Source organism: Schaalia sp. (genome assembly GCF_050312375.1).
Taxonomy (GTDB): Bacteria; Actinomycetota; Actinomycetes; order Actinomycetales; family Actinomycetaceae; genus Pauljensenia; species Pauljensenia hyovaginalis.
Window position 1 is genome coordinate 1 of sequence record NZ_JBNOYB010000120.1, and the last position, 23,079, is coordinate 23,079.

25 protein-coding genes are annotated in these 23,079 nt (G+C 68.7%); all 25 read right to left on the minus strand.

Annotated features, from left to right (window positions below; translation table 11 throughout):
- Positions 1 to 58: 58 nt before the first annotated feature.
- Positions 59 to 919, minus strand: a complete 861-nt coding sequence (locus tag ACQY7V_RS09555; protein ID WP_303775676.1) for a tetratricopeptide repeat protein — start codon at positions 917 to 919, stop codon at positions 59 to 61.
- Positions 920 to 975: 56 nt separating this feature from the next.
- Positions 976 to 1,980 carry a hypothetical protein gene (locus tag ACQY7V_RS09560; protein ID WP_428640020.1) on the minus strand — a complete coding sequence of 335 codons (1,005 nt, stop codon included), beginning with the start codon at positions 1,978 to 1,980 and terminating at the stop codon, positions 976 to 978.
- Complete coding sequence (locus tag ACQY7V_RS09565) at positions 1,977 to 3,305, minus strand: hypothetical protein (RefSeq protein WP_428640022.1); 1,329 nt, start codon at positions 3,303 to 3,305, stop codon at positions 1,977 to 1,979. The genes ACQY7V_RS09560 and ACQY7V_RS09565 overlap by 4 nt, the downstream gene beginning before the upstream one ends.
- A gap of 136 nt (positions 3,306 to 3,441) precedes the next feature.
- Positions 3,442 to 3,741 carry a hypothetical protein gene (locus ACQY7V_RS09570; protein WP_277298146.1) on the minus strand — a complete coding sequence of 100 codons (300 nt, stop codon included), beginning with the start codon at positions 3,739 to 3,741 and terminating at the stop codon, positions 3,442 to 3,444.
- Complete coding sequence (locus tag ACQY7V_RS09575; protein WP_277298147.1) at positions 3,738 to 4,949, minus strand: N-acetylglucosamine-6-phosphate deacetylase; 1,212 nt, start codon at positions 4,947 to 4,949, stop codon at positions 3,738 to 3,740. Before ACQY7V_RS09575 ends, ACQY7V_RS09570 begins: the two co-directional genes overlap by 4 nt.
- A 34-nt stretch (positions 4,950 to 4,983) precedes the next feature.
- Positions 4,984 to 6,198 (minus strand): DNA glycosylase AlkZ-like family protein, encoded by a 1,215-nt coding sequence (locus ACQY7V_RS09580; RefSeq protein ID WP_277298148.1) that lies wholly within the window; start codon positions 6,196 to 6,198, stop codon positions 4,984 to 4,986.
- Positions 6,198 to 6,896 carry an endonuclease NucS gene (gene nucS / locus ACQY7V_RS09585; protein WP_277298149.1) on the minus strand — a complete coding sequence of 233 codons (699 nt, stop codon included), beginning with the start codon at positions 6,894 to 6,896 and terminating at the stop codon, positions 6,198 to 6,200. The genes ACQY7V_RS09580 and nucS overlap by 1 nt, the downstream gene beginning before the upstream one ends.
- Before the next feature lie 21 nt (positions 6,897 to 6,917).
- Positions 6,918 to 7,328, minus strand: coding sequence for a DUF2550 family protein (locus ACQY7V_RS09590; RefSeq protein ID WP_184453005.1), 411 nt, complete (start codon positions 7,326 to 7,328; stop codon positions 6,918 to 6,920).
- A gap of 78 nt (positions 7,329 to 7,406) precedes the next feature.
- Positions 7,407 to 7,670: a F0F1 ATP synthase subunit epsilon gene (locus tag ACQY7V_RS09595; protein WP_303774705.1), complete on the minus strand. Its 264-nt coding sequence runs from the start codon at positions 7,668 to 7,670 to the stop codon at positions 7,407 to 7,409.
- Positions 7,670 to 9,118 carry a F0F1 ATP synthase subunit beta gene (gene atpD, locus ACQY7V_RS09600; protein ID WP_184453009.1) on the minus strand — a complete coding sequence of 483 codons (1,449 nt, stop codon included), beginning with the start codon at positions 9,116 to 9,118 and terminating at the stop codon, positions 7,670 to 7,672. The genes ACQY7V_RS09595 and atpD overlap by 1 nt, the downstream gene beginning before the upstream one ends.
- A 23-nt stretch (positions 9,119 to 9,141) precedes the next feature.
- Positions 9,142 to 10,071 (minus strand): F0F1 ATP synthase subunit gamma, encoded by a 930-nt coding sequence (locus ACQY7V_RS09605; RefSeq protein WP_235361113.1) that lies wholly within the window; start codon positions 10,069 to 10,071, stop codon positions 9,142 to 9,144.
- 3 nt (positions 10,072 to 10,074) lie between these two features.
- Positions 10,075 to 11,712: a F0F1 ATP synthase subunit alpha gene (atpA, locus tag ACQY7V_RS09610; protein ID WP_277298150.1), complete on the minus strand. Its 1,638-nt coding sequence runs from the start codon at positions 11,710 to 11,712 to the stop codon at positions 10,075 to 10,077.
- 42 nt (positions 11,713 to 11,754) lie between these two features.
- Positions 11,755 to 12,573, minus strand: a complete 819-nt coding sequence (locus ACQY7V_RS09615) for a F0F1 ATP synthase subunit delta (protein ID WP_277298151.1) — start codon at positions 12,571 to 12,573, stop codon at positions 11,755 to 11,757.
- A complete protein-coding gene (atpF, locus tag ACQY7V_RS09620) occupies positions 12,570 to 13,133 on the minus strand; it encodes a F0F1 ATP synthase subunit B (RefSeq protein WP_277298213.1) in 564 nt (187 codons plus the stop codon). The genes ACQY7V_RS09615 and atpF overlap by 4 nt, the downstream gene beginning before the upstream one ends.
- Positions 13,134 to 13,138: 5 nt before the next feature.
- Positions 13,139 to 13,348 (minus strand): ATP synthase F0 subunit C, encoded by a 210-nt coding sequence (atpE, locus tag ACQY7V_RS09625; RefSeq protein WP_154477276.1) that lies wholly within the window; start codon positions 13,346 to 13,348, stop codon positions 13,139 to 13,141.
- Between the two features lie 54 nt (positions 13,349 to 13,402).
- Positions 13,403 to 14,260: a F0F1 ATP synthase subunit A gene (gene atpB, locus ACQY7V_RS09630; RefSeq protein ID WP_235361115.1), complete on the minus strand. Its 858-nt coding sequence runs from the start codon at positions 14,258 to 14,260 to the stop codon at positions 13,403 to 13,405.
- Positions 14,261 to 14,398: 138 nt separating this feature from the next.
- A complete protein-coding gene (locus tag ACQY7V_RS09635) occupies positions 14,399 to 14,824 on the minus strand; it encodes a hypothetical protein (RefSeq protein WP_428640028.1) in 426 nt (141 codons plus the stop codon).
- Positions 14,817 to 15,944, minus strand: a complete 1,128-nt coding sequence (locus tag ACQY7V_RS09640; protein ID WP_320785483.1) for an MraY family glycosyltransferase — start codon at positions 15,942 to 15,944, stop codon at positions 14,817 to 14,819. Before ACQY7V_RS09640 ends, ACQY7V_RS09635 begins: the two co-directional genes overlap by 8 nt.
- Before the next feature lie 24 nt (positions 15,945 to 15,968).
- Positions 15,969 to 16,616: an L-threonylcarbamoyladenylate synthase gene (locus ACQY7V_RS09645; protein WP_428640030.1), complete on the minus strand. Its 648-nt coding sequence runs from the start codon at positions 16,614 to 16,616 to the stop codon at positions 15,969 to 15,971.
- Entirely contained in the window at positions 16,613 to 17,518 is a 906-nt protein-coding gene (gene prmC / locus ACQY7V_RS09650; RefSeq protein ID WP_428640032.1) for a peptide chain release factor N(5)-glutamine methyltransferase, read from the minus strand. The genes ACQY7V_RS09645 and prmC overlap by 4 nt, the downstream gene beginning before the upstream one ends.
- Positions 17,515 to 18,621, minus strand: a complete 1,107-nt coding sequence (gene prfA / locus ACQY7V_RS09655) for a peptide chain release factor 1 (RefSeq protein ID WP_154477268.1) — start codon at positions 18,619 to 18,621, stop codon at positions 17,515 to 17,517. The genes prmC and prfA overlap by 4 nt, the downstream gene beginning before the upstream one ends.
- Positions 18,622 to 18,707: 86 nt before the next feature.
- Complete coding sequence (rpmE, locus tag ACQY7V_RS09660; RefSeq protein WP_154477266.1) at positions 18,708 to 18,929, minus strand: 50S ribosomal protein L31; 222 nt, start codon at positions 18,927 to 18,929, stop codon at positions 18,708 to 18,710.
- A gap of 263 nt (positions 18,930 to 19,192) precedes the next feature.
- Complete coding sequence (locus tag ACQY7V_RS09665) at positions 19,193 to 20,062, minus strand: inositol monophosphatase family protein (protein ID WP_154477264.1); 870 nt, start codon at positions 20,060 to 20,062, stop codon at positions 19,193 to 19,195.
- A gap of 37 nt (positions 20,063 to 20,099) precedes the next feature.
- Positions 20,100 to 21,845: a transcription termination factor Rho gene (rho, locus tag ACQY7V_RS09670; protein ID WP_428640034.1), complete on the minus strand. Its 1,746-nt coding sequence runs from the start codon at positions 21,843 to 21,845 to the stop codon at positions 20,100 to 20,102.
- 285 nt (positions 21,846 to 22,130) lie between these two features.
- A complete protein-coding gene (gene thrB / locus ACQY7V_RS09675) occupies positions 22,131 to 23,078 on the minus strand; it encodes a homoserine kinase (RefSeq protein WP_303773318.1) in 948 nt (315 codons plus the stop codon).
- Position 23,079: the final 1 nt, after the last annotated feature.

The following is a 23,079-nucleotide window of genomic DNA, read 5'->3' on the forward strand; positions in this document are numbered from 1 at the left end:
TCTCTGGCCGATCGGCCCGAGGACGCCCGTTTCTCACACCGCCCGCGGTGCGCGGGCCTCAGATCAAGACGAGGGTCGACAATCGCATCCGCGCCCTCATCACCTCGGGCGTGTTGCCCGCGACGGCGAAGAGATCGAGGAGGCGCAGGCGCGCGCCGTCCTTCTCCTCCGGAGTCTCCCCCTGCGCCACGAGGTCGAGCAGGAGCGAAAATGCGGCCTCGGCATCCCCCTTGGAGAAAAGCAGATCCGCCTTCGCCATCGGATCCGCGCCGTCGAGGGACGCCGTGCGCGCTTCGAGGCGAAGGCGTGCGAGATGGGTCTTCGCCGCGCCGTCGCGCGGATTCAATTCGACGACCCGCTCCCAGGCGCGCATCGCGCCCTCAAGATCGCCGTCCGCCTCGAGGGCGAGGGGCGCCAGGTGCTCGTTCGGCGTCGGAGCGGCCGTCTGCTCGGCGGACACCGCGATCCGGCCCGTGACGCCCATCTGGGCGGCGGCCTTGGTGACCTCGTCGATGAGGGGCCTCATCTGCTCCTTCGATGCCGATCCCTGGAACAGCGGGATCGGACGCCCCCCGATCAGGGCAACCACCGAGGGAAGGGCCTGGACCTGGAAAGCCCGGGCGATCTGCGGGGCCGCCTCGACGTCGATCTTCACGAACTGGAAGGCGCCCGCGAAGTCCCGGGCCAGCTCCTCCAATGCGGCGAGGACCGGTTTGGATTCCAGCGAGCGCCCCGACCACATCGCGATGACGACCGGGACGGTCTGAGAGACCGACATGACCTCGTTGAAATTCGCCTCATCCCCCACCACGATGAGCGGCGCCTCAAGGGCCGCCACGGCATCGGGGGCCGCGGCGGAGTCAGCCGGCGCCGGCGTCGCGGAGAGGTCAACCGCGCCGTGCGAGTCCGCAGCGCGCATATCGTCAGTGCTCACAGTCGTTCCTTCTTCCCTCGGCATGTCCTTGTCGCACGGGCTCAGGCGTTGTCGGGATTCGTCGAGTCGTCCATCGCCACCGACTCGATCACCCTGTCGGCGCCGACGATGCGCGAGACCCCGCCCTGGCTCGACGAGGGGATGTTGATGAGGACGGTCGCCACATAGGTGACGGTCGCCGTGCCCTTGACCGTGTCGTCGTCTCCGGAGTTCATCGTGGCGGTCTGCCCGCCCAAGCGCATCGTCGACTTCGCGATCGTGCGCGAGTAGTTGAGCGTGTACGTGAAATTCGCGGCGACGAGGGCCGAACCGTCCTGCAGGACGACGCCGGCGATCGGATCGGAGGTCGCAGCGGCGTTCGCGGTGACGGTGCCCGCGGCCTCGAGACTCGATGCGAGCGTCTTCACGGTGTCGAGGTACTGAGCGGTGAACTCGTCCCCCGCGAAGGCCTCCGAGGAGGTCTGCCCCGCGTTCAGCATGTCCACGTAGGCCGTGAGGGCTTCTTCGGGCGTGGAGACGAATCCGGTCGAGTCGTTCGTCACGAAGGCCGACCCCTGCTCGATCGCCGGCATCGTCACCGAGGTCCCGCCGAGCATCCGGCACCACGCGGTCAGCGCGTAGGAGGAGCGTGCATCGGACTGGACGAAGACCTGGACCACAGGCAGCTGCGAGGCGTCCGCTTGGCGGATGTTGAGGATCGCCCTCGGCCATTGCGCGGAATTCGTGACGGCGAGATTCTGCGGAGTCAGGTCCAGGGAGGGGATCGTGTCGCCGGAGGCCTGGGCGTAGGCGTACTGCGCAGCGCGCGTCCGGGCGGCCCCGGCGGTGATGCGCTCCTCGAAGGCCTCCTTGTCGAGGGCGGAGTCCGCCTTGTCGAGTGTGAGCGCCACTTCTTCGAGGACCTCGTCGACTCGACCCGCATCGAGGTTCGGAGCCTGCTGAGCCGACTGGGCCGTCTCCTTCGCGACGAGTTCACCCGCCGAGCACGCCCCGAGTGCCAGGGCGGCGATGACCGCGACTCCGGCGATCGCAACGCGCCTCGTCATGATTCGTCCTTCTTCAGCCAGCCGGACATCAACGATTTCCAGGAGCTCGTCGCATCGGCCCCTTCAGCCGGATCATCCGACGCGGAGGCGGGCTCTTCCTTCGCGACGACCGGGATCAGGCCCGTGTCGAATTCGCGGCCCTCGATGACGATCTTCTCCTCGCCCTTCTCCCTCGCTTCGCGCAGCGCGCGACGGCTGGGGAGGGCGACGCCGGGGCGGATCGCGGACAGGTCGATGATGCCCGTGTCCGTGGGCACCTTCTCGGGCGGATCGGCATCGATCGTCCCCTCCGCCAGGGCGTGACGGCCGTGAGCCGCCTCCGCGTCGGCGTCCGTGTCGGCAGTGCCCGCCGTGCCGGGTTCTTCAGCGTGATCGGCGCCGACGGGGGCGTCGCTCCCGTCAGGGCTCGCGTCCGCGGCGTCCTGCGCCTCGCCGGGATCCTCGATTCCGGAGGGGGACTCGGCCTTCGCCGCCTCCGAGGGGGCGTCATCACTGCGCCCGGCGTCGATGAGCTCGGCGAGCTGCGCGGTGTCGATCATCTGAGTCTGAGTCGTGTCGGCGCCCGCGCGCTCGGTGAGGACCTGAGCGCGTTCGCGGCGCCGTTGGAGCAGATGCCGACGCGACAGGACGAGGACGCCCGAGATGAGGGCGAAGAGCCCCGCGCCGAGGAAGGCGATGATCGCGAGGGTGTTGACCCGCCGCATGCTCCAGGTGAGGGTGAGCTCCAGGTCGCCCTTGCCCGCAGCCGAGACGGCGATGAGCGAACGGCCGACGGGGATATCGCTGAGGGCCAGCGTCGCGCTGCCCTGTCCGGCGGTCTTGTCCAGCCACATGTCCGAGCCCTCGAGATCCGTCTCCAGGGCCTTGGCGGGAAGCGATGCGGATTGGGACGAATCCGCCGACTGGGAGGCCTCGGGCGCCGAGGCCGCCTGCCCGGCGCCGGATTGCGCCGCATTCCCCGACTGGGACGATTCGGCCTGCTGGGCGCCCGGATGCTCCTCGACCTTGAGCACCGAACGATCGGAGGTGATGCCCACGACCTCGGTGTACGCGTCATCGCCGATCCAGCCGATGACGTCACCGGGAGTGCCGACACCGAGGGCGACCGGCGCTCCGCTGATCGAACGGGCGTCGATGCGGACATCCTTCGCGACCAGCGGCAAAACACCGTCCCGGGTCATCACGAGCGCGTTCGAAGCGACCACCGACGAGGCGAGCTCCTGGGAAGGCTTGAGCACGGTGAGCGCGAGCGCGCCCACGATGAGGAAGACAAGTGCCACGGCTGCGGCGATCGCAGCCGATGCGTACTGCTTGAGGCGCTTCACTCGAATTACTCCTAGGTCGTTCGGAAGTCCCTATCTGTCCAACGATAGGCGTCCCGCCCTGCGCAAGACAGTGCATATTCGCATCCAGTGATGAATTGCATGACAACCATCACGCTGCTCAGCCCGCGAATGAGCCTCACAGCGGACGGAGACCGCGCCTCCAGCACTCCGAATGCCAGTGCCGACGCGCATCCACCCCTTCGGGGAGCCCGTAGGGGGCTTCAAGGGGCCATGCCACGACGTGGGCCGTTCCCACGGGGATCGGACGGGCGCAGGCGGGGCAGGTGTAGGCCTTCGCCGAGGAGTTCAGGCGCTGCACCCGGTATTCGCAACCGTCCGGCCCCCTCTGAGTGCGCGGCATCGAGGCCAGGGATCCCATGTCGAGATCACGGTGCTGGGCGTTCCACGGGCGCTTGCGCGAACGCCGTCCCCTCATCGGATCAAGGCGCCGTCTTTGTACACCCGGATCGGGCGCAGCCCCTCATCGACCTCCAGGAGGTCCGCGCGCCTGCCCGCCTCGATGCACCCGATGTCCGCGCGGCCGAGGATTCTCGCGCCCTGGACGGAGGACATGTACACGGCGTTGACGAGGCCGATCCCGGCCCCGACCGCCGTGCGCACGCAATCGAGGAGGTGGGCGGTGCCGCCGGCGAGCGTCCCCTGCCCCGAGATGAGGGCGCGCCCGTCCTCGACCGACACCTTCTGCGAGCCCAGCACGTACTCGCCATCGGGCATTCCGGCGGCCTCCATCGCATCGGTGACCAGGACGCAGGCGTCACGGCCGAGGATCTCCACGACGTCCCGGACGAGCGAAGGATCGAGGTGGACGCCGTCGCAGATCATCTCCGCGATGGTCCCTCCCCTGGTGGCGTCGGACAGGAACTCGGCGATCGGACCCGTGTCCCTGTGATGCAGGGGGCGCATGCCGTTGAAGAGATGCGTGATCGTCGCATTCGCGCTACGCCGCCCCTTGGTGCGGTCCAGAACCTCACGCGAGTACTCCAGCGCTTCGCGCGCGTGGAGCGAGCCCGAATCGGTGTGGCCCCATGAGGGCAGGGCCCCGCCCTCGACCAGGGCCTCGGCGACCGAGCCCGGGCCGTACGCCCCCTGCTTCTCGGGGGCGAGCGTCATGGTGAGCGCGTGCCCGCGGCAGATGCCGAGCAGCTCCCGGGTGAACTCCGGATCGGGATCGATGATGTAGGCGGGGTCCTGGGCGCCGCAGCGCTCGAAGGAGATGAAGGGGCCTTCGAAGTGGATTCCCGCGAGTTCGCCCTCATCGGCGAGCTCGGCGAGAAGCGCCGAACGCTCCCGGAGGACATCGCGGGAGGCTGTGACGAGCGAGGCGACCAGGGAGGTGGTCCCGTGCCTGCGGTGCTCGAGGACGGCGGTCATCGCCTCCTCGCGCGTCCCGGCATTCGGGAAGGAGGCCCCGCCCCCGCCGTGGCAGTGGACGTCGACGAGGCCGGGGAGGATCGTCGTCCCCTGGGAGGGGGTCGATCTAAGGGCCTCCTCCTCACGGGCGCTCTTCGGCCCAGAGGCGTCGATGACCCCAGTGATGACGCCGTCCTCGGCGACGATGACACCGTCTTCGATGATCCGATCAGCCGTCACGATTCTTCCGCGAATCTTCACCATTGAACTCATGGCTCCATTGTGCCACCGGTGCCAAGGGCGGCGCTCAGCCCCCGAGCCTGCTCAGAGTCGCCGACACCGCCCGCTCGACGCGGCCGCGCAGTGCCGCGGAGGGCGCCCCCTTGAGGAAGATCAGCCCCTCTTTGACCGGACGGACCGCGACGAGGCGCCCCGCGTCCACGACGATCGGCCTGAACATGCCGTTCCTCGCCGGGCAGATGAGCGCCTCCCCCGACTCGTCGGTGAGGCAGGAACGGTCCTTGTAGCCGACGTGGAGTTCATCGAAGGAGGCGAGGAGCATCGTCGCCCTGGCCGCGTCCAGCGACTCCCTCGCACGATCCTCGAGGTCCGAAGGCATGTAGTAGACGTCAGGATCCGAGCGCGAAGGCCGCCGGGGATCGGGCGTCCAGCCGCCGCGCGCGCCCCTTTCGACGCGGATCCGCTTCAGCGCCCTCCCCTCGTCGTCTTCGCCGGCCTCGCAGGCGTCCTCAAGGGCGCGCAGGGACTCCCCGACGGGCAGCGTCGTCCAGCGCGCCAGGTCGTGAACGCCGATCGGCCCGTGCCCCATCGCGTAGCGCCTCGCGATTTCGGCGAGCGCCTCGCGATGGCGCGGCCCCGTGCGGGACACCCCCGCTCCTACGGGTCCGTGGTCCTCATCGGGCAGGCGGGAGGCGTCGATGAGGAGATGCTCATTCGAGCCCAGCGGGGCTTGGGCGAGGACGCCCTCGACGTGGAGGCGGAGCAGCATGTGCCGCCTCCACCAGCTCTTCGCGAAGGACTCGCTCATCGGGTGGGCGCCGTGGAAGACCTCGCCCTCGGGGCGCAGTCCCGCTTCCTCCCACGCCTCGACGAGCTCCGCCCTCGTCAACGGGCCGCGCTCGCCGATGGCGCTCAGGGCGAGCTCGCCCGCCCTCGTCACGAGGGCGTCATCGACGCCTCGAAGCGCCGCGGACTGCGAGGCGCCGTAACGGTGCTTCAGGGCCGCTCGGAGCCAGTGATGATCCTGGGCGGTCGTGATGTGAACGGTGCCGCGCATCGGCCAGGAGCGCACGAGGCGCGAGGAGTCGAAGGCCTCTTTCACTTCGGCGCGCGACGAATGCGGGGCGCGCGAGAGGATCGCGTGAGGAACCGCGGACACTTGCTGGCCCTGGATCGCCAGCATGCGAGCCACCGCGGCGGCGGGCGAAGCGCCGCCCGTCGCGGGCACCAGCCCCTGGGCCACGATGCGCAGCAGGGACAGGCGCGCGGGCAGGGCCCTCATCAGAAGAGTCTCGACTCGGGGTCGTCGAAGCCGCGCATCGCGTCGTAATCCAGGACGAGGCATCGGATTCCGCGATCCTGTGCAAGGGTGCGCGCCTGCTTCGTGATCTCCTGAGCGGCGAAGATCCCGGACAGCTCCGGAAGCAGCGGATCCCGGGACAGCAGCTCGAGGTAGCGCGTCAACTGCTCGACCCCGTCGATGCCGCCGCGCCGCTTCACCTCGATCGCGTAATAGGCGCCGCCCGCATCGCGCACCATGAGGTCGACCGGTCCGATGGGGGTCGGATACTCGCGGCGCACGAGGGAGAAGCCCTCGCCGAGTATCTGGGGGACCTGTTCGGCGAGCAGCTCCTGAAGGTGGGTCTCGACCCCGTCCTTGACCAGCCCCGGATCGACTCCGAGGTCCTCCACGACATCGGAGACGATCTCGTGGATGCGGATGACGAGACGATCATCCGTCTTATCGGCCTGGACCGTCCACACCTCCGTCACGCCGTCGGCCTCCTCGGCCTCGTCCACCGTCTCGCAGGTGACGGTGCACGGCGCATTCATCCAGTTGAGAGGCTTGTAGGAGCCCCCATCGGAATGGATGAGGACCGACCCGTCCGCTTTGAACATGATGACCCGTTTTGCGGGATCGAGATGGGCGCTCAGCCGACCGGAGTAGTCGACAGTGCACGTCGCAATGAGAACTCGCACGGGGGCGAGCCTAGCAGCGGATCACGCCCTGGGCCGAGGCGGCCCCGATTCGATCCAGGAGACGAGGGCGTTGTAGGTGTGCGATGCGACCGCGACTTCGTAGCGCTTGTCCCCCGAACGGAGGCGGATCTCGAGCATCGAGCCGTCCTGGGAGTGCTGGACCGGGGAGGACAGTTCGAGATTGCGTCGTGCGACCGTGTAGACGGGCTTGTTCGAGAAGCCCACGAGGCGGTACCAGGAGAGCTCCTCGGAGCCGTACAAGCCGATCCCGGATGTCCACCCCGACTGGGTATCGGGACGCGACCAGCATCTGAAGGCGCCGAGTCTGCCGTCCAACCGGCGCGCACGGATATTGATGTACGCGAGGACCGCAAGGGCGATGACGACGAGGGCGATCAGCACAACCGCGAGCGGCAGCAGTACTCCGTCCATGATTCCCCTCCGATCGCGAAGATGGTGATGTCGATGAGGAGAGCCCCCGTCCGGGTGCTCCGGACGGGGGCTCCTCTTTCAGGAAACTGTACCGTGATCGGCGACGACGGTCACGAAATCGGAGTCGACAGACGCGAATCCGCCTTCGATGTCGAAGGTCTTGACTCCTTCACCGGTCGTCACGGCCACCGAACCGGAATCGAGCTGGGCGAGCAGGGGCTGACGGCCCGGCAGGATGCCGAGCTGACCGTCGACCAGGGGGATCCGCACGGCGCTGCCGGTGCCGTGCCAGAGCCTGCCCTCGTGGGAGACGATCTCGACCTGAAGAACGCGATTCGCCATCAGGCGTCCTTCTCGAGCTCATGCCACTTGCGCTCGAGGTCCTCGATGCCGCCGATGTTGTAGAAGGCCTGCTCGGGGACCTTGTCGTAGTAGCCCTCGGCGATGCGCTTGAAGGCCTCGATGGTCTCCGACAGGGGCACGGTCGAGCCCGGGACGCCGGTGAACTTCTCGGCCATGTAGGTGTTCTGCGAGAGGAACTGCTCGATCCTGCGCGCCCTGGACACCGTGACCTTGTCCTCTTCGGAGAGCTCGTCGACGCCGAGGATCGCGATGATGTCCTGAAGCTCCTTGTTCTTCTGGAGGATCGCCTTCACGTGCGTCGCCGTGTCGTAGTGCTCGCGGCCCACGAGCTGAGGATCGAGGATCCTCGAGGTCGAGGCGAGCGGGTCCACGGCCGGGTAGATGCCCCTCGAGGCGATCTCGCGCGACAGCTCGGTGGTCGCATCGAGGTGGGCGAAGGTCGTCGCCGGCGCCGGATCCGTGTAGTCGTCCGCCGGGACGTAGATCGCCTGGAGCGAGGTGATCGAGTGGCCGCCCGCGGAGGTGATGCGCTCCTGGAGCTGTCCCATTTCATCGGCGAGATTCGGCTGGTAGCCCACGGCCGAGGGCATGCGGCCGAGCAGGGTCGACACCTCCGAACCGGCCTGCGTGAAGCGGAAGATGTTGTCGATGAAGAGGAGCACGTCCTGGTGCTGGACGTCGCGGAAGTACTCCGCCATCGTCAGGCCCGTCAGCGCGATGCGAAGACGCGTCCCCGGCGGCTCGTCCATCTGACCGAAGACGAGGGCGGTCTTGTCGAAGACGCCCGCCTCCTCCATCTCGCGGATGAGGTCGTTGCCCTCACGGGTGCGCTCGCCGACGCCGGCGAACACCGAGACGCCGCCGTGATCCTGGGCGACGCGCTGGATCATCTCCTGGATGAGGACCGTCTTGCCGACGCCGGCGCCGCCGAAGAGGCCGATCTTGCCGCCCTGGACGTAGGGGGTGAGCAGGTCGATGACCTTGATGCCCGTCTCGAACATCTTCGTGCGGGCCTCGAGCTGATCGAAGGCCGGGGGCTGGCGGTGGATCGGCCAGCGCTCGGTGATCTCGAGGGTCTCGCCCTCCTTGAGGTTGAGGGGCTCGCCCGTGACGTTGAAGACGTGGCCCTTCGTGATGTCGCCGACGGGCACCGAGATCGGCGCTCCCGTGTCGGTGACGAGGGCCCCGCGGACCAGGCCGTCGGTCGGCTTGAGGGCGATCGTGCGCACGAGGTTGTCGCCGAGGTGCTGGGCGACCTCGAGCGTCATCGTGAAGCTCGCCTCGCCCTCGCCCTGCCCGGCGAGGTTCACATCGACGTGAAGCGCGTTGTACAGGGGCGGGATCGAATCCGGCGGGAACTCCACGTCGACGACGGGTCCGACGACCCTGGCGACGCGGCCCTGCGCGACTGCTGTTTCCTGACTCATGTTCTTACTCCGTGTCCTTGGGATCAGCCGGCGACCAGCGCGTCGGCCCCGCCCACGATCTCGCTGATCTCCTGGGTGATGTCCGCCTGACGGGCGGAATTCGCCAGGCGCGTGTACTTGGTGATGAGCTCCTCGGCGTTGTCGGTGGCGGTGTGCATGGCGCGCTGGCGGGAGGCCAGTTCGGAAGCCGCCGACTGGAGGAGGACGTTGTGGATCCGGCTCTCGACGTAGAGCGGGAGGAGCGTATCGAGGACGGCCTCGGCCGAGGGGATGAATTCGTACTCGGGGAAGGTCGCTGAAGGATCGTCCTGGAATCCCCTTTCGGCCCCGCGCTCGGCATCGCCCTCGGGCGCGTCGACCACGAGGAGGGGCAGCATCTGCCGAACCTCCGGGACCTGGCGCATGACCGACACGAAGCGCGTGTAGACGAGGTGGACCTCGGACACGCCCCCCATCCGGTTCTCGTCGAGGAAGCGCTCGAGGAGTTCACGTGCGATCTCGCGCGTCGTCTCCGGGGTCGGCGCGTCCGACTCGCCCTCCCAGGAGCGCTCGATCGGGACGCCCCGGAAGTTGAAGTACGACTTGGCGCGCCGCCCGAAGGTGTAGACGACGGGCTCCTTGCCCTCGTCTTTGAGACGGGCGACCAGGCGCTCCGACTCCCTCAGGATCGTCGCCGAGTAGGCTCCCGCCATGCCGCGATCGGAGGCGATCACGAGCACGGCCACGCGAGGGGTGTCGTAGCGCTCGAGGGTGAGCGGATGATCGAGGTCCGTGTGGACCGCGACCGCCGCGACCGCCTGCGTGAGCGCCTTCTCGTAGGGCCCGAGGCCGACGGCCGCACGGCGGGCGGCCCCGATCCTCGACGCCGCGATCATCTCCATCGCGCGGAAGACCTTCGCGAGCGTGCGCGTCGAAGCGATGCGCTGCTTGTAGATCCTCTGCTGACCGCCCATCGCTCAGGCCTTCTCGCCCGAGGGACGGCTCCGCGTGATCTCCTCGCGGGTGCGCTCCGCCTCCACATCCGAATCATCGAGGGCGGCGCCGCGGCCGGCGAGGATCCACTGCTCGTGGAAGGCCTCGACCTGAGCCTTGAGCTCCGCCTCGGTTTCCTCGGTGAGCAGGCCGGTCGACTGGATCTCGTCGAGGACCGCCGAGTTCGCCTTGAGGTGCTCGAGGAGCGCGTGCTCGAAGGGGAGCACGTCCGCCACCTCGAGATCGTCGAGGTATCCGTGCGTGCCCGTCCAGATCGAGGCGACCTGCTGGGAGGTCGTGTACGGGGAGAACTGGGGCTGCTTGAGGAGCTCCATGAGGCGCTCGCCGCGCGTGAGCTGCTGACGCGTCGCCGCATCGAGATCCGAGGCGAACATCGCGAAGGCGGCCATCGAGCGGTACTGGGCGAGCGTGAGCTTGAGGGTGCCCGCGACCTTCTTCATCGCCTTCACCTGGGCGTCGCCGCCGACTCGGGACACCGAGATGCCGACGTCGACCGCGGGGCGCTGGTTCGAATTGAACAGGTCGGACTGGAGGAAGATCTGACCGTCCGTGATCGAGATGACGTTCGTCGGGATGTAGGCGGAGACGTCGTTCGCCTTCGTCTCGATGATCGGCAGGCCGGTCATCGAACCGCCGCCGAGCTCGTCGGAGAGCTTCGCGCAGCGCTCGAGGAGGCGGGAGTGGAGGTAGAAGACGTCGCCCGGGTAGGCCTCGCGCCCCGGCGGGCGGCGCAGGAGGAGGGAGACCGCTCGGTAGGCCTCGGCCTGCTTGGACAGGTCGTCGAAGATGATGAGGACGTGCTTGCCCTCGTACATCCAGTGCTGGCCGATCGCCGAGCCCGTGTAGGGGGCCATGTACTTGTAGCCGGCCGGGTCGGAGGCCGGGGAGGCGACGATCGTCGTGTACTCCATGGCGCCCGCGTCCTCGAGGGTCGAGCGGACGGAGGCGATCGTCGAGCCCTTCTGGCCGATCGCGACGTAGATGCAGCGGACCTGCTTGTCCGGGTCGCCGCTCCTCCAGTTCTCGCGCTGGTTGAGGATGGTGTCGAGGGCGATCGCCGTCTTGCCGGTCTTGCGGTCGCCGATGATGAGCTGGCGCTGTCCGCGACCGATCGGGATCATCGAGTCGATGGCCTTGAGACCGGTCTGGAGCGGCTCGTGGACCGACTTGCGCATCATGACGCCGGGGGCCTGGAGTTCGAGGGCGCGTCTGCCCGCGACATCGGTGATCTCTCCGAGTCCGTCGATCGGACGGCCGAGCGGGTCGACCGTCCGGCCGAGGTAGCCGTCGCCGACCGGCACCGAGAGGACTTCACCCGTGCGATGGACGACCTGCCCCTCCTCGATGCCCCCGAAGTCGCCGAGGACGACCGCGCCGATCTCACGCTGATCGAGGTTCATCGCCAGGCCGAGCGTGCCGTCGGCGAAGCGGAGGAGTTCGTTCGCCATCGTCCCGGGCAGGCCCTCGACGTGGGCGATGCCGTCCGCGGTCTCCGTCACGTGGCCCACTTCTTCGGTCGCCACCTCGGAGGGGCGGTAGGACTCCATGAAGTCGTCCAGTGCGCCGCGGATCTCCTCGGGACTGATTGACAGGTCAGCCATGAGTCTTCCTTCTATGTGCGTGTATGAGTTCTGGGGTGAGCGTCAGCTCGCGAGAGCGCGCTTCATGTCGGCGATCCTCGTCGCGAGGCTCGCATCGATGGCGGTGGTGTCGGCACGGAGCCTGAAGCCGCCGACCACGCCGTCCTCGACGGAGACGGAGAGCGCGACCTCGCGCTGGAAACGGGTCTCGAGGAGGCTGCGCAGGCGGGCCACCTGCTCAGCGGTCATCTCGGCGGAGGTCTCGACGGTGACGAGGAGCTTCGACTCGATCGCGGCGGCCCACTGGGCGAAGCGGCGAAGATTCGCCAGGAGGCGCCCGTGCCGCGAACGGCCGACCGCCCTGCGAAGCAGGCGCATCGTCCACACCGAGACCTTCGACGCGAAGACTCGCGTCGCGAGGTCCCCTCTTTCGTGAGGGTCGCCGGTCGACATGTCCGACAGCGTGAGCCGGAGTTCGCGATGCGAGGCGAGGAAACGGCGCAGCTCGAAGAGCTCGCCCTCCACGGTCGCGAGCTCGCCCTCGCGCTTGGCCGCGGCGAGGACCGCGAGGATGCCGAGGACCTCGGCGGCGTCGTGGAGGGACTCGGGCTTGGACCAGTGGCCGGCCGCCATCTCCTTCACGATCCTCACGGTGCCCTCGTTCATCTTCGCCGAGAAGAGCGCTTCGACGAGCGAGGCCTTCTCCTGGGCGCTGCGCGAGGGATCGGTGAGCGCGCGGCGGAGCCGGGCGTCGGTCTTGACGAGGTCGGACAGGCCGAAGAAGTCCTCGGCGATCCGCATCGCCGGGGCGCCGGGCACCGCCAGGGCGTCCTCGAGATTCGACGAGTAGGCGACGCCGCCGAGTCCTCCCTGTGCGTTCATCGGGCGGATTCCTGGGCGGCTCGGGCGTTATCGGCTTCAAGATCATCGAGGAAGCGGTCGACGACCCTGCTCGTGAGGGCGGTGTCGGAGAGGTGCTCGCCGACGATCTTCTCCGCGAGTTCGGTCGCGAGGAGTCCGACCTCGGCGCGCAGTGAGATCTCCGCGGCCTGCTTCTCGGCGAGGATCTGGCGCTGGGCGTTCTCGAGGATCCGCGAGGCTTCTTCCTGAGCCTCCGTACGCGCGGCGGCGACGATCCCCTTCGCCTCTTCGGAGGCGCGTTCGCGGATCTCGTGCGCTTCGGCGTTGGCGGCCTTGAGAACCTCGGCGCGCTCGCGCTCGGCGAGGGCCTGCTCCTCCTTGGCCTTGTCGGCCGCGGCGAGCCCGTCGGCGATCTTCGCCTGACGCTCATCCATCGTGGCGTAGAGGCGGGGAAGGGCGACGACGCCGACGAGGAGGAGGACGGGGAGGAGGACGAGCGCCGACCAGAAGATCTCGTAGAGCGGCGGGAGGATGAAGCTGAGGCCCCCGGCCTCCTCCGCGGCTGCGAAAACCTGGTGCATGGCGGTCACTTGACGATGAGCGGAAGAACGAAGCCGATGAGGCCGAGGGCCTCGACCATGCCGGCGCCGATGATCATGTTCGTGAAGAGGCGGCCCGCAACCTCGGGCTGACGGGCGGTCGCCTCCTGGGTCTTGCCGACGAGGAGGCCGATGCCCAGGCCCGGGCCGAGGGTCGCGAGGCCGTAGCCGATGTAGGCGAATGCAGCGGTGGTCATGATGTTCTTTCCTTTTGGGTCGGACGCCCTGCGGGCGCGGGTTTACGACGAGTGTCAGTGACTCTCGACGGACAGCTTGATGTACACGGTCGTCAGGATCGTGAAGATGTAGGCCTGGAGGAAGGCGACGAAGACCTCGAAGGCGGTCATCACGACCATCGCCGCTCCCGTGAGGATCCCCGCCGTCGAGAGGGCGTTCATCCCCTGGAGGAGCGCCGCGGTGCCGAAGTAGGTCATGCCGAGGAGGAGGTGGCCCGAGACCATGTTGCACAGGAGTCGCAGGGTGAGGGTGACGGGCCGGACGATGAGGTTCGAGAGGAACTCGATCGGCGTGATGAGGATGTACATCGGCTTCGGAAGGCCCGGGGGCATGAGCTGGGACTTGAGGAAGCCGCCGACGCCGTGGGCCTTGACGCCCGCGCCGATGAAGGCGATGTACGAGATCGCGGCGAAGGTCATCGGAACCGCGACGACCGAGGAGGCGGCGATGTTGATGCCCGGGAGGATGCCCGCGAGGTTCATCGCGAGGACGGCGAAGAATGCGAATCCGACGAAACCGGCCCACTTGCGGCCCCTGGTCGGGCCGAGGAGCTCGAGAGCGACGTTCGAGCGGATGAACTCGGCGATCGCCTCGACGGCCATCTGGCCGCGGCCCGGCACGAGCTTGGGCTTGCGCGAGACGGCGAGCAGGATGACGCAGACGAGGACGCCCATGACGACGCGCGCCAGGGTGAGGCGGTTGAACTCGAAGAAGGTTCCCTCGCCGAAGAGGGCGGAGGGGAAGAAGTCGCCGATGCCGGGTTGATGCGGATGCTGCGTGAAAGCGGGGACTGCGGTCAGAGCGATGACGACGAGGAGCAGGATCAGGAGGATCCAGTACCACAGCGGCTTCGAGCTGCTCCCCCGTCTCACGGACGAGGTCGTTGACGTAGACAGCGCAGCCTCCTAGTGCGAATCAGCATCGATGGGCAGCCGCCCTCCGGGCGACCCGGCCAGTCTAGCAGGGCGCGGGAAGAGTGCCCGTCCAACCCAGCGGAGGCGCGCGATCTTTCATCCGCCGCTCGACGGAGGCGCATCGACGGCGGGGATGCGCGCCTTCGACAAGACGATCACCTCCACGAGCATCGAGACCGCGATCGTCGCGATGGCGAGCGCGGCGGCCAAGCGGACCTCGATGCCGAAGAACTTCGGCACGTACAGCCCGACGACCACCAGCATGATCCGGAGCGGATAGGCGCCGGCGATCCATGCGGGCCCGTTCGCGCCGGGCCGCGCCGCCCTCGACAAGGCCCACCACTGCACCGCGAGCAGTGCCCCGGGAATCGCGACCGCCGCGCATACCGGGGAGAAGGGGAGGCCCGCGAACCACCCGTAGCCCGCGGCGGAGACGACGGCGAGGAGGCCGATCGCGAGCAGGGGCCCCTTCAAAGAGGCGACGGCCTTCTGAAGAGGTGCGGGCGGGGTGGGCTCACTCACGCGCTTCTCCTTCTCGTTGCGGGCGGGCGGAGGGGCGATGGCGCGCCGCGGGGAACTCGGAGGCCGTGATCGTCACGCCGATCGCGTAGGCTGGCAGGGCGAACCAGAGGACGCGCGTCCAGTCGAAGACGAGCAGCCCGACCGCGGGCACGCACACCAGCGCCGTCCACATCCACAGGATCGCGACGACCGCCCGATGCGAGTGGCCCCGCAGGATCAGACGGTCGTGGAAATGCGAACGATCCGCTTTGAACGGGCTCTTGCCCTTGCGGATCCGGCGGATCGAGGTGACGACGAGGTCGAGGATCGGCATGAAGATGACCGAAAGCGGCAGGATGATCGGCAGGACGCCGACGAGGACCTGCTGGCGCCCGAGCAGGGCCGGATCGATCTGGCCCGTCACGATGATGCCCGCGGCGGCGAGAACCAGTCCGAGGGTCTCGGCGCCGCCGCCCATCATGATCGATGAGGGGTGGAAGTTGAACCACAGGAAACCGACGCACACCCCGACCAGCGCGACGACGATGAGCGAGGCTGTCGTCGCATAGGATGCGGCGCCCATGAGCCTCGACAGCATGTACGAGTAGACGAAGAAGACGCCGGCCCCGATGGCGACCATTCCGGCGGCAAGGCCGTCGAGGCCGTCGATGAAGTTGACCGCGTTGACGATGCCGACCACCAGGACGACGGTGACGATCAACGACAGGCGCGAGGAGCCGATCGTCACGCCGAAGATCGGGAAGGAGACCAGCTGGACGCCCGCATAGGCCATGACGCCCGCGATGAGGATCTGCCCGGAGAGCTTGGTCATCCAGTCGAGTTCGATGACGTCGTCGATCACGCCGAGCAGGCACATCGCCGAGGCCGCGCACATGACCGCCCAGGGCACGCTCGTCGCGTACAGGGGCGCCATGTAGGGGATGCGGGAGGCGATCAGGAGGGTCACGACCAGGCCGATCGTCATCGCGATGCCGCCGAGCCTGGGGATCGGGGCCTTCTGGATGTCGCGAGATCTCAGCTCGGGAACGATCCCCCATCGCAGGCATGCCCATCTGACGAGGGGCGTCATGAGGAGCGTGACGCCCATCGCGATGAGCGTGAGCAGGACATAAACCTTCATGCGGGAGGCGTTCCCTATCGGATGTCAGATCGTGGGAAGGATGTCGATCCGGGCGGATGCGGACAGGTCCTCCAAGGATACGGCTCCGAGTCGCAAAGCCCTGGGAGCGCCGTGGGCGAAGTCGATGATCGTCGAGGGGGTCGAAGCCCGCGTCGGGCCGCCGTCGATGTGGAGGACGCGGTCCCCGAAGAAGGCAAGCGCCTCGTCGATGCGCGTCGCGGGGGGCTCGCCGGTCAGGTTCGCGCTCGTCACCGCCATCGGCCCCGTGCGCTCGAGGAGTTCGCGAAGGGGCGCGTGATCCGGCATGCGCAGTGCGATCGTCCCCGCGGTCTCGCCCAGGTCCCAGCCGAGGTCCGGACGGGCGCGGAGGATGAGGGTCAAAGCGCCCGGCCAGTGGGAATCGGCGAGGCGGCGCGCGCCTTCGGGGATGTCGACGGCGAGTTCATCGACGGCGCCCGCGTGGGCGACGAGGACGGGCGGCGGCATCTGACGGCCGCGCCCCTTGGCATCGAGGAGGCGCTGGACTGCCCGCGCGTCGGTCGCGGTCGTCCCGATCCCGTACACCGTGTCGGTGGGCACGACGGCGAGTCCGCCCTTGCGGACGTGAGCCGCGGCCTCGGCGAGGTCGTTAGGGTTCCATGCGGGAGTGCAGCGAATGATTCGAGGGGTCACCGCGTCATTCTGCCACGCTCGGCGATGAGGCAGCGGTCGCGCCCCGTCAGGTCCGGCATCGTCCGGACCGTCGAGAAGCCGAGGCCGAGGGCCGTCCGGCGCATCGCCTCCCCCTGGCTCTCGGAATGCTCGACGAGGGCGCAGCCCCCCTCCTTCAAGAGGCGGAGCGCTCGGGCGAGGATCCCGGTGGGGATCTCCATTCCATCGGCTCCGCCCCCGAAGAGGGCGAGGTCGGGATCGCGGAGCGCTTCGGGCTGGGTGGGGGCCTCTGAGGGCGGAACGTAAGGGGGGTTCGACACCACGATGTCGATCGCGCCGTCGAGTTCGGCGAGGGTAGCGGGGTCGGTCGCATCGCCCGGGACGAGCGCAACCCGCCCGGGGACGAGGGCCGAGATGTTCTCGGCCGCGAGGCCCCGAGCGATCCGGTCGATCTCGACGGCCCATACGCGCGCGCCGGGCACGTGGTGGGCGATCGCGATCCCGATCGCCCCTGAGCCCGCGCACAGGTCGACCGCATTCACGCCGCCCCGCTCGGCCGCGATCGCGCGGCACCGGCGGATCGCCTCTTCGACGAGCACTTCGGTTTCGGGCCGCACGAGGAACACCCCGGGCCCCGCCTTCAGCGCGAGCCCGGCGAAGTGCATCCGCGATGTGATCCACTGGAGCGGCTCGCGCCGCTCACGGCGCGCGACGCCCTCTTCGAAGCGCCGCACTCCCGAGGGGTCGAGGGGCTCGCGGATGCTCCACACGGATTCGGCTCCGAAGGCCCATTCGGCGAGTTCACGCGCGTCGCCCGCGGGCGATGCGCCTTCGATCCCCTCAAGACGGCGCGCCCCTGCGCGGAGCAGCGCGTTGAGGCTCGTCGAAGCGCCCGGGTCCGCTCCGTCCCTCTGTCCGGTCACTGTCCGGCCGCCCTCGCGAGTCTCTCCGTCTCGTCGGCGCTGCGCAGCGAATCGATGACGGGCGCCAGTTCGCCGCCCAGGACGCGGTCGAGATTGTGGGCCTTGTAGCCGGTGCGATGATCCGCGATGCGGTTCTCGGGGAAGTTGTAAGTGCGGATGCGCTCGGAGCGGTCGACGGTGCGCACCTGGGAGAGGCGCTGCGCCGAGGCCTCGGCTTCGCGCTTCGCCCTCGCTTCGGCCGCGAGCCGCGAAGCGAGCACCCTCAGGGCCGCTTCCTTGTTCTGGAGCTGGGACTTCTCGTTCTGCATCGACACGACGATGCCGGAGGGGATGTGGGTGATGCGCACGGCCGAGTCCGTCGTGTTGACGGATTGCCCGCCCGGTCCGGAGGACCTGTACACGTCGATGCGCAGATCGTTCGGATCGATGACGATCTCGGAGTCGTCCTCGATCTCCGGCATGACGAAGACTCCGACCGCGGAGGTGTGGATGCGCCCCTGGGACTCGGTGACGGGCACTCGTTGAACGCGGTGGACTCCGCCTTCGTATTTGAGGTGCGCCCATACGCCCTCGTCAGGGGTCGGAGCGCCCTTCGCCCGGATCGCCAGGGAGATGTCCTTGAAGCCGCCCAGCTCGGTGGTCGTCGAGGAGAGTTCGGTCGCCGACCAGCCCTTCGATTCGGCGTACCTGGCGTACATGCGGGCGAGATCGGAGGCGAAGAGGGCGGATTCCTCGCCCCCCTCCCCCGCTTTGATCTCGAGGATGACGTCGAGGGCGTCCTCGGGATCGCGAGGCGCGAGGATGCGCATGAGCTCGTCGTGCGCTGCGGCCACTTCGTCTTCGAGGGCGGGGATCTCCGCTTGGAAGGAGGGATCCTCCTCGGCGAGTTCGCGCGCCGCGCCCAGGTCGTCTCTGGCGGTCGAGAGGCGTTCGGCCGCCTGGCGGATCCTTCCGAGTTCTGCGAATCGCCGACCGGCCTTGCGCATCCTCGTCTGGTCGCCGAGGACTGCGGGATCCGACATGAGGGCTTCGACCTGCTCATACTCTTCGAGCAGAGGGGTGAGCGCGCGAAGATCGACCTCGATCTCCGATTCGATGGGCATGCGGATCCTCCTCCTGCGTGTGATGTGCGACGGCGCCGGTGACCTTCGTCACCGGCGCCGCGCTGTCGCCTCGGTGCGCGTCGGCCTCACTTGGAGGGGCGGACGCGCTTTCCGTAGCGGGCCTCGAACTTGGCGACGCGGCCGCCGGTGTCGAGGATCTTCTGCTTGCCCGTGTAGAACGGGTGGCAGGCCGAGCAGACGTCGACGCGCATCTCGCCGGAGGCGAGGGTCGAACGGGTGTGGAAGCTGTTGCCGCAGGTGCAGGTCACAACGGTGTCCACGTACGTGGGGTGGATGTCCTTCTTCATGGGAACTCCTGGGTTCGTTGGTGCCCCGGGTCCGGATCCGCAGACCCCTTCGCATCGGACGAAGGGCGTCCTGCCGCATCGACTGCGGCGGCGAACCGGTGAACCGAAAGCCGACCGGCCCATTCTGCCACCTCGCGGGCTTGCCGGTCCACGCGGCGGCGCCCGCGAAAGCGTGAGACGCGCGACTGCCAGGGCGGGGCGTCAACGGACGAGCCCGATTGCGACCCAGGGAGAGCGGCGGCGCCGCCGGATCTTAGCCGATGTCACCGTACTGGGGGATCAAGGCGAGCGGATTGGAACTGCTCGCCGATCCCGCTCATCAGCGCTTCGTAGGTCCGCTCATCGGCCGCGCACACGATCCCGCTGTTGGCGAGGTGAAGATCCTCTCCCAGCAGCCCCGACATGATGCAACCGGCCGCGCGGCACAGGCCGATGCCCGCGGAGAAGTGAACGCTCGCCGCGCGATCTCCCGCGATGACGAAGCCGGCGCGAAGGCCCGCGGCCACCCACGCCAGTGAGATCCCCGTCCCCACGTACCTCGGATTCAGGGTGTCGAAAGCCGAGGATCTCCAGAATCGAGCGAGAGAGAATCCCCGAGCATCCGGATCCTGGGCGTCCATGAGAATCTCCACCACCCGCGACTCGGGCGAGGGCGAGGCGGGGGCGTCCTCATCGCCGCATCCGATGAAAACAGCAGAACCGTCAGTCCAAATCAGACGGTCGTACAAGGGCTCACTGACAGCAGCCGCCAGAACCTCGTCCCCCTTCGTCAGCGCGACATTGACGCCATAGGGTCCCGTCCGCGAGGCATAGTTCAACGTTCCGCACAAGGGATCGAGCATCCACACTCGCTCAGCCTCCCTCGGCCCGCTCCAGCCCGACTCCTCGGCGATCACCGCGTCGTCCGGCCTGCATTCACGGAGCAGGGCCAGCGCGGCGCGTTCGGCGGCGATGTCGGCCTCGGTAGCGAAGTCCCCACCGCCTTTGAAGATCCGCTCGTGCGGCGCCCCCTCACGTTCGAGGAGCACGCGCGAGGCCTCCTTCGCCGCCATAATGGCGATCTCGGCGTCCGATGCTCTCGCGACCCGCCTCATCCGCAGCCCTCCGCTCCGTTTCGAAGACCGGGTCCCCATCCGCGAATGGATGGGGACCCGATCCTCGTTCCTCTGATCAGTCCACGCTCGGCGTCGTCTTCTGGACGAGCATGAGGAATTCGGCGTTCGACTGGGTGTCCTTGAGCTTCTCGAGGATGAGCTCGAGGGCCGACTGCTGGTCGAGGGTGCCCAGGACGCGGCGGAGCTTCCACATGATGCGGAGCTCCTCGGGGCCGAAGAGCATCTCCTCGCGGCGCGTGCCCGAGGCGTTGACGTCGATCGCGGGGAAGATCCTGCGGTCGGCGAGTTGGCGGGACAGGCGCAGTTCCATGTTGCCGGTGCCCTTGAACTCCTCGAAGATCACCTCGTCCATCTTCGATCCCGTCTCGACGAGCGCCGAGGCGATGATCGTGAGGGAGCCGCCCTCCTTGAGGTTGCGGGCGCCGCCGAAGAACTTCTTGGGCGGGTAGAGCGCCGAGGCGTCGACGCCGCCCGAGAGGATGCGTCCGGAGGCCGGGGCCGCGAGGTTGTAGGCGCGGGAGAGGCGGGTGAGGGAGTCGAGGAGCACGACGACGTCCTGTCCGAGTTCGACGAGGCGCTTGGCGCGCTCGATCGCGAGTTCGGCGACGATGGTGTGATCCGAGGCCGGGCGGTCGAAGGTCGAGGCGATGACCTCGCCCTTGACGATCGAGCGCATGTCGGTGACCTCTTCGGGACGCTCGTCGACGAGGACGACCATGAGGTGGACCTCGGGGTTGTTGAGCTCGATCGCCTTGGCGATCTGCTGGATCACCATCGTCTTGCCGGCCTTGGGCGGGGAGACGATGAGACCGCGCTGCCCCTTGCCGATCGGGGCGACGAGGTCGATGACGCGGGGCGTGTAGGCCTTGGCCGAGGTCTCCAGGCGCAGCTGCTCGCTCGGGTAGATCGGCGTGAGCTTGCCGAATTCCCGGCGGGCCTGGGCGTCCTCGATCGACATCCCGTTGACGGAGTCGACGCGCACGAGCGCGTTGTACTTCTGGCGCTGGCGCTCGCCCTCGCGGGGCTGGCGGACCGCGCCCGCGACGGCGTCGCCCGGGCGCAGGCCCCACCGGCGCACGTTGCCGAGGGTGACGTAGACGTCGTTCGGACCGGGCAGGTAGCCCGAAGTCCGCACGAAGGCGTGGTTGTCCTGGACGTCGAGGATGCCCGCGATCGGCGCGAGCTGTTCATCCTCGCGGACGGAATCGTCGCGCTCGGCGCGGTCCGGGCGCTCGTCGCGGTAACGATCACGACGGTTGTTGCGCCCGTTGCGCTCGGAGCGGTCCTGGCGATCGGGTCGATCGCGGTTGCGCCTGCGGTTGTTGCGATCGCGGCGGTTGCGGCCGCGATCCTCGGAATCGTCGCCCTCGGGCAGTTCGATCGCTCCGAGTTCCTTGACGGGAGCCTGGGCCTGCTGCGCCGCCGGGCGCTCGCCGCTCACCGGTTCGGGGAGGTCGATCGCGACGGCCGAGGGCTCCTTGGTCTCGATGACCGCGCGGCGCCTGCGCGACTTGCGCGGGGCCTCCGCGCGCTCGCCCTCGGCGACGGATCGTTCTTCGCGCCGGGGTGAATCCGCGGACTGTGGCTCGGCTCCGAGCGAGGAGTCCGCCCTCTCATCGGCGGAGGCCTTGGGGGCGCGGGCCTTGCGCTCGGAGGCGGCCTGGGCCGGTCGCGGGGCTCCGCCTTGCGCGGCGAGCGCGTCGATGAGCTCGGACTTGCGCATTTTCGACGTGCCCTTGAGACCCCGGCTTGACGCGAGTTTGTGGAGTTCGGCCAGCTTCATGCTCTTAAGCTCCGTCATGGAAGCTTGGGCGCCTTGTTCGTTGCTCAAGAATGATCCTCTACTGGATGGGTCGCCCACTCGGGGCGGAGATACGGTCTCCCGATGGAACGCGCGGTGCGCGGGGAGGGGGATGCGCGGCGATGAGATCTCGTGGCGCAAGGTGCCATGATTCGGCGGGGTCGAACGACCTCTGCGGCGAGTATAGCGCGATGATCGCCCGATGGGCGCAATGGGGCGGATTCCCCGGGATGCGCTCTCAGTCACAGGGTCGCCGGGGCCCGTCCGGCGCCGATCGGGCGGGCTTCAGCCCTTCCGCGGCGCCAGGCGCCCCCGGGTGATCCGCACACCCTCGGTCGCGACCGGAAGGGTGAGAACCCGCCATCCCGCGGCCTGCGCGTCGTGCCGCACGCTCGCGGGCACCTGCTCCAGGCTGAGCACCGAGGGGCCCGCGCCGGAGACGACTGCGGCCATTCCGCCGGCGCGCAGCCAGTCGACGAGGGCGAGGGAGGGCTCCATCGCGCTCCGACGCTGCTCCTGGTGGAGGCGGTCCCGCGTCGCATTCATGAGGAGCTCGTGGAAGGAGGCGCCGTCCGCCGCCGTTCGCGCGCCCGTCATGAGGGCCGCGAGGAGCGCCGCGCGGGAGAGGTTGTAAATCGCGTCCGCGCGCGCGACCTCGTCCTTCAGTGCGGCGCGCGCCGTGGAGGTCGACAGTTCGTACTCCGGGACGAAGACGACCGGGGAGATGCCGTTGGGGGGATCGAGGCGCAGCGCTCCGGGGCGGCCCTCCTCGAGCCATGCGACGGTCGCACCGCCGAGGACTGCGGGCGCGACGTTGTCCGGGTGGCCCTCCATGTCGGTGCCGAGCTCGAGGATCTCCTGCGGCGCGAGCACATCGGGATCGCCGATGAGGGCCCGCGCGAGCGCGATGCCCGCGACGATCGCCGAAGCGGAGGATCCCAGGCCCCGCGAGTGCGGGATCCGATTCCGGCAGTGCATCCGAATGCCCACTTGGGGGGCCCCGACGCGGTCGAGGGCGAGGCGGAGCGCCTGGACGACGAGATTGTCCTCCCCCTCCCCCACGCCGCCCGCGCCCTCGCCCTCGACGACGACGGAGGTGGGGCCGCCGGCGGTGGCGTGAACGGAGATCTCGTCCCAGAGGTCCAGGGCCAGGCCCATCGAGTCGAATCCCGGGCCGAGGTTGGCGCTCGTCGCGGGGACGGCGACGGCGACGAAGTCATCGCGGAGCTGCACG

Coding starts and splice junctions, on each gene's coding strand:
- ACQY7V_RS09555 (WP_303775676.1), bottom strand. CDS start 919: ATGCGCGCTGCGGACTCGCACGGCGCGGTTGACCTCTCCGCGACGCCG.
- ACQY7V_RS09560 (WP_428640020.1), bottom strand. CDS start 1,980: ATGACGAGGCGCGTTGCGATCGCCGGAGTCGCGGTCATCGCCGCCCTG.
- ACQY7V_RS09570 (WP_277298146.1), bottom strand. CDS start 3,741: ATGAGGGGACGGCGTTCGCGCAAGCGCCCGTGGAACGCCCAGCACCGT.
- ACQY7V_RS09575 (WP_277298147.1), bottom strand. CDS start 4,949: ATGAGTTCAATGGTGAAGATTCGCGGAAGAATCGTGACGGCTGATCGG.
- ACQY7V_RS09580 (WP_277298148.1), bottom strand. CDS start 6,198: ATGAGGGCCCTGCCCGCGCGCCTGTCCCTGCTGCGCATCGTGGCCCAG.
- ACQY7V_RS09590 (WP_184453005.1), bottom strand. CDS start 7,328: ATGGACGGAGTACTGCTGCCGCTCGCGGTTGTGCTGATCGCCCTCGTC.
- ACQY7V_RS09595 (WP_303774705.1), bottom strand. CDS start 7,670: ATGGCGAATCGCGTTCTTCAGGTCGAGATCGTCTCCCACGAGGGCAGG.
- atpD (WP_184453009.1), bottom strand. CDS start 9,118: ATGAGTCAGGAAACAGCAGTCGCGCAGGGCCGCGTCGCCAGGGTCGTC.
- ACQY7V_RS09605 (WP_235361113.1), bottom strand. CDS start 10,071: ATGGGCGGTCAGCAGAGGATCTACAAGCAGCGCATCGCTTCGACGCGC.
- atpA (WP_277298150.1), bottom strand. CDS start 11,712: ATGGCTGACCTGTCAATCAGTCCCGAGGAGATCCGCGGCGCACTGGAC.
- ACQY7V_RS09615 (WP_277298151.1), bottom strand. CDS start 12,573: ATGAACGCACAGGGAGGACTCGGCGGCGTCGCCTACTCGTCGAATCTC.
- atpF (WP_277298213.1), bottom strand. CDS start 13,133: ATGCACCAGGTTTTCGCAGCCGCGGAGGAGGCCGGGGGCCTCAGCTTC.
- atpE (WP_154477276.1), bottom strand. CDS start 13,348: ATGACCACCGCTGCATTCGCCTACATCGGCTACGGCCTCGCGACCCTC.
- ACQY7V_RS09640 (WP_320785483.1), bottom strand. CDS start 15,944: ATGAAGGTTTATGTCCTGCTCACGCTCATCGCGATGGGCGTCACGCTC.
- prfA (WP_154477268.1), bottom strand. CDS start 18,621: ATGCCCATCGAATCGGAGATCGAGGTCGATCTTCGCGCGCTCACCCCT.
- rpmE (WP_154477266.1), bottom strand. CDS start 18,929: ATGAAGAAGGACATCCACCCCACGTACGTGGACACCGTTGTGACCTGC.
- ACQY7V_RS09665 (WP_154477264.1), bottom strand. CDS start 20,062: ATGGGGACCCGGTCTTCGAAACGGAGCGGAGGGCTGCGGATGAGGCGG.
- rho (WP_428640034.1), bottom strand. CDS start 21,845: ATGACGGAGCTTAAGAGCATGAAGCTGGCCGAACTCCACAAACTCGCG.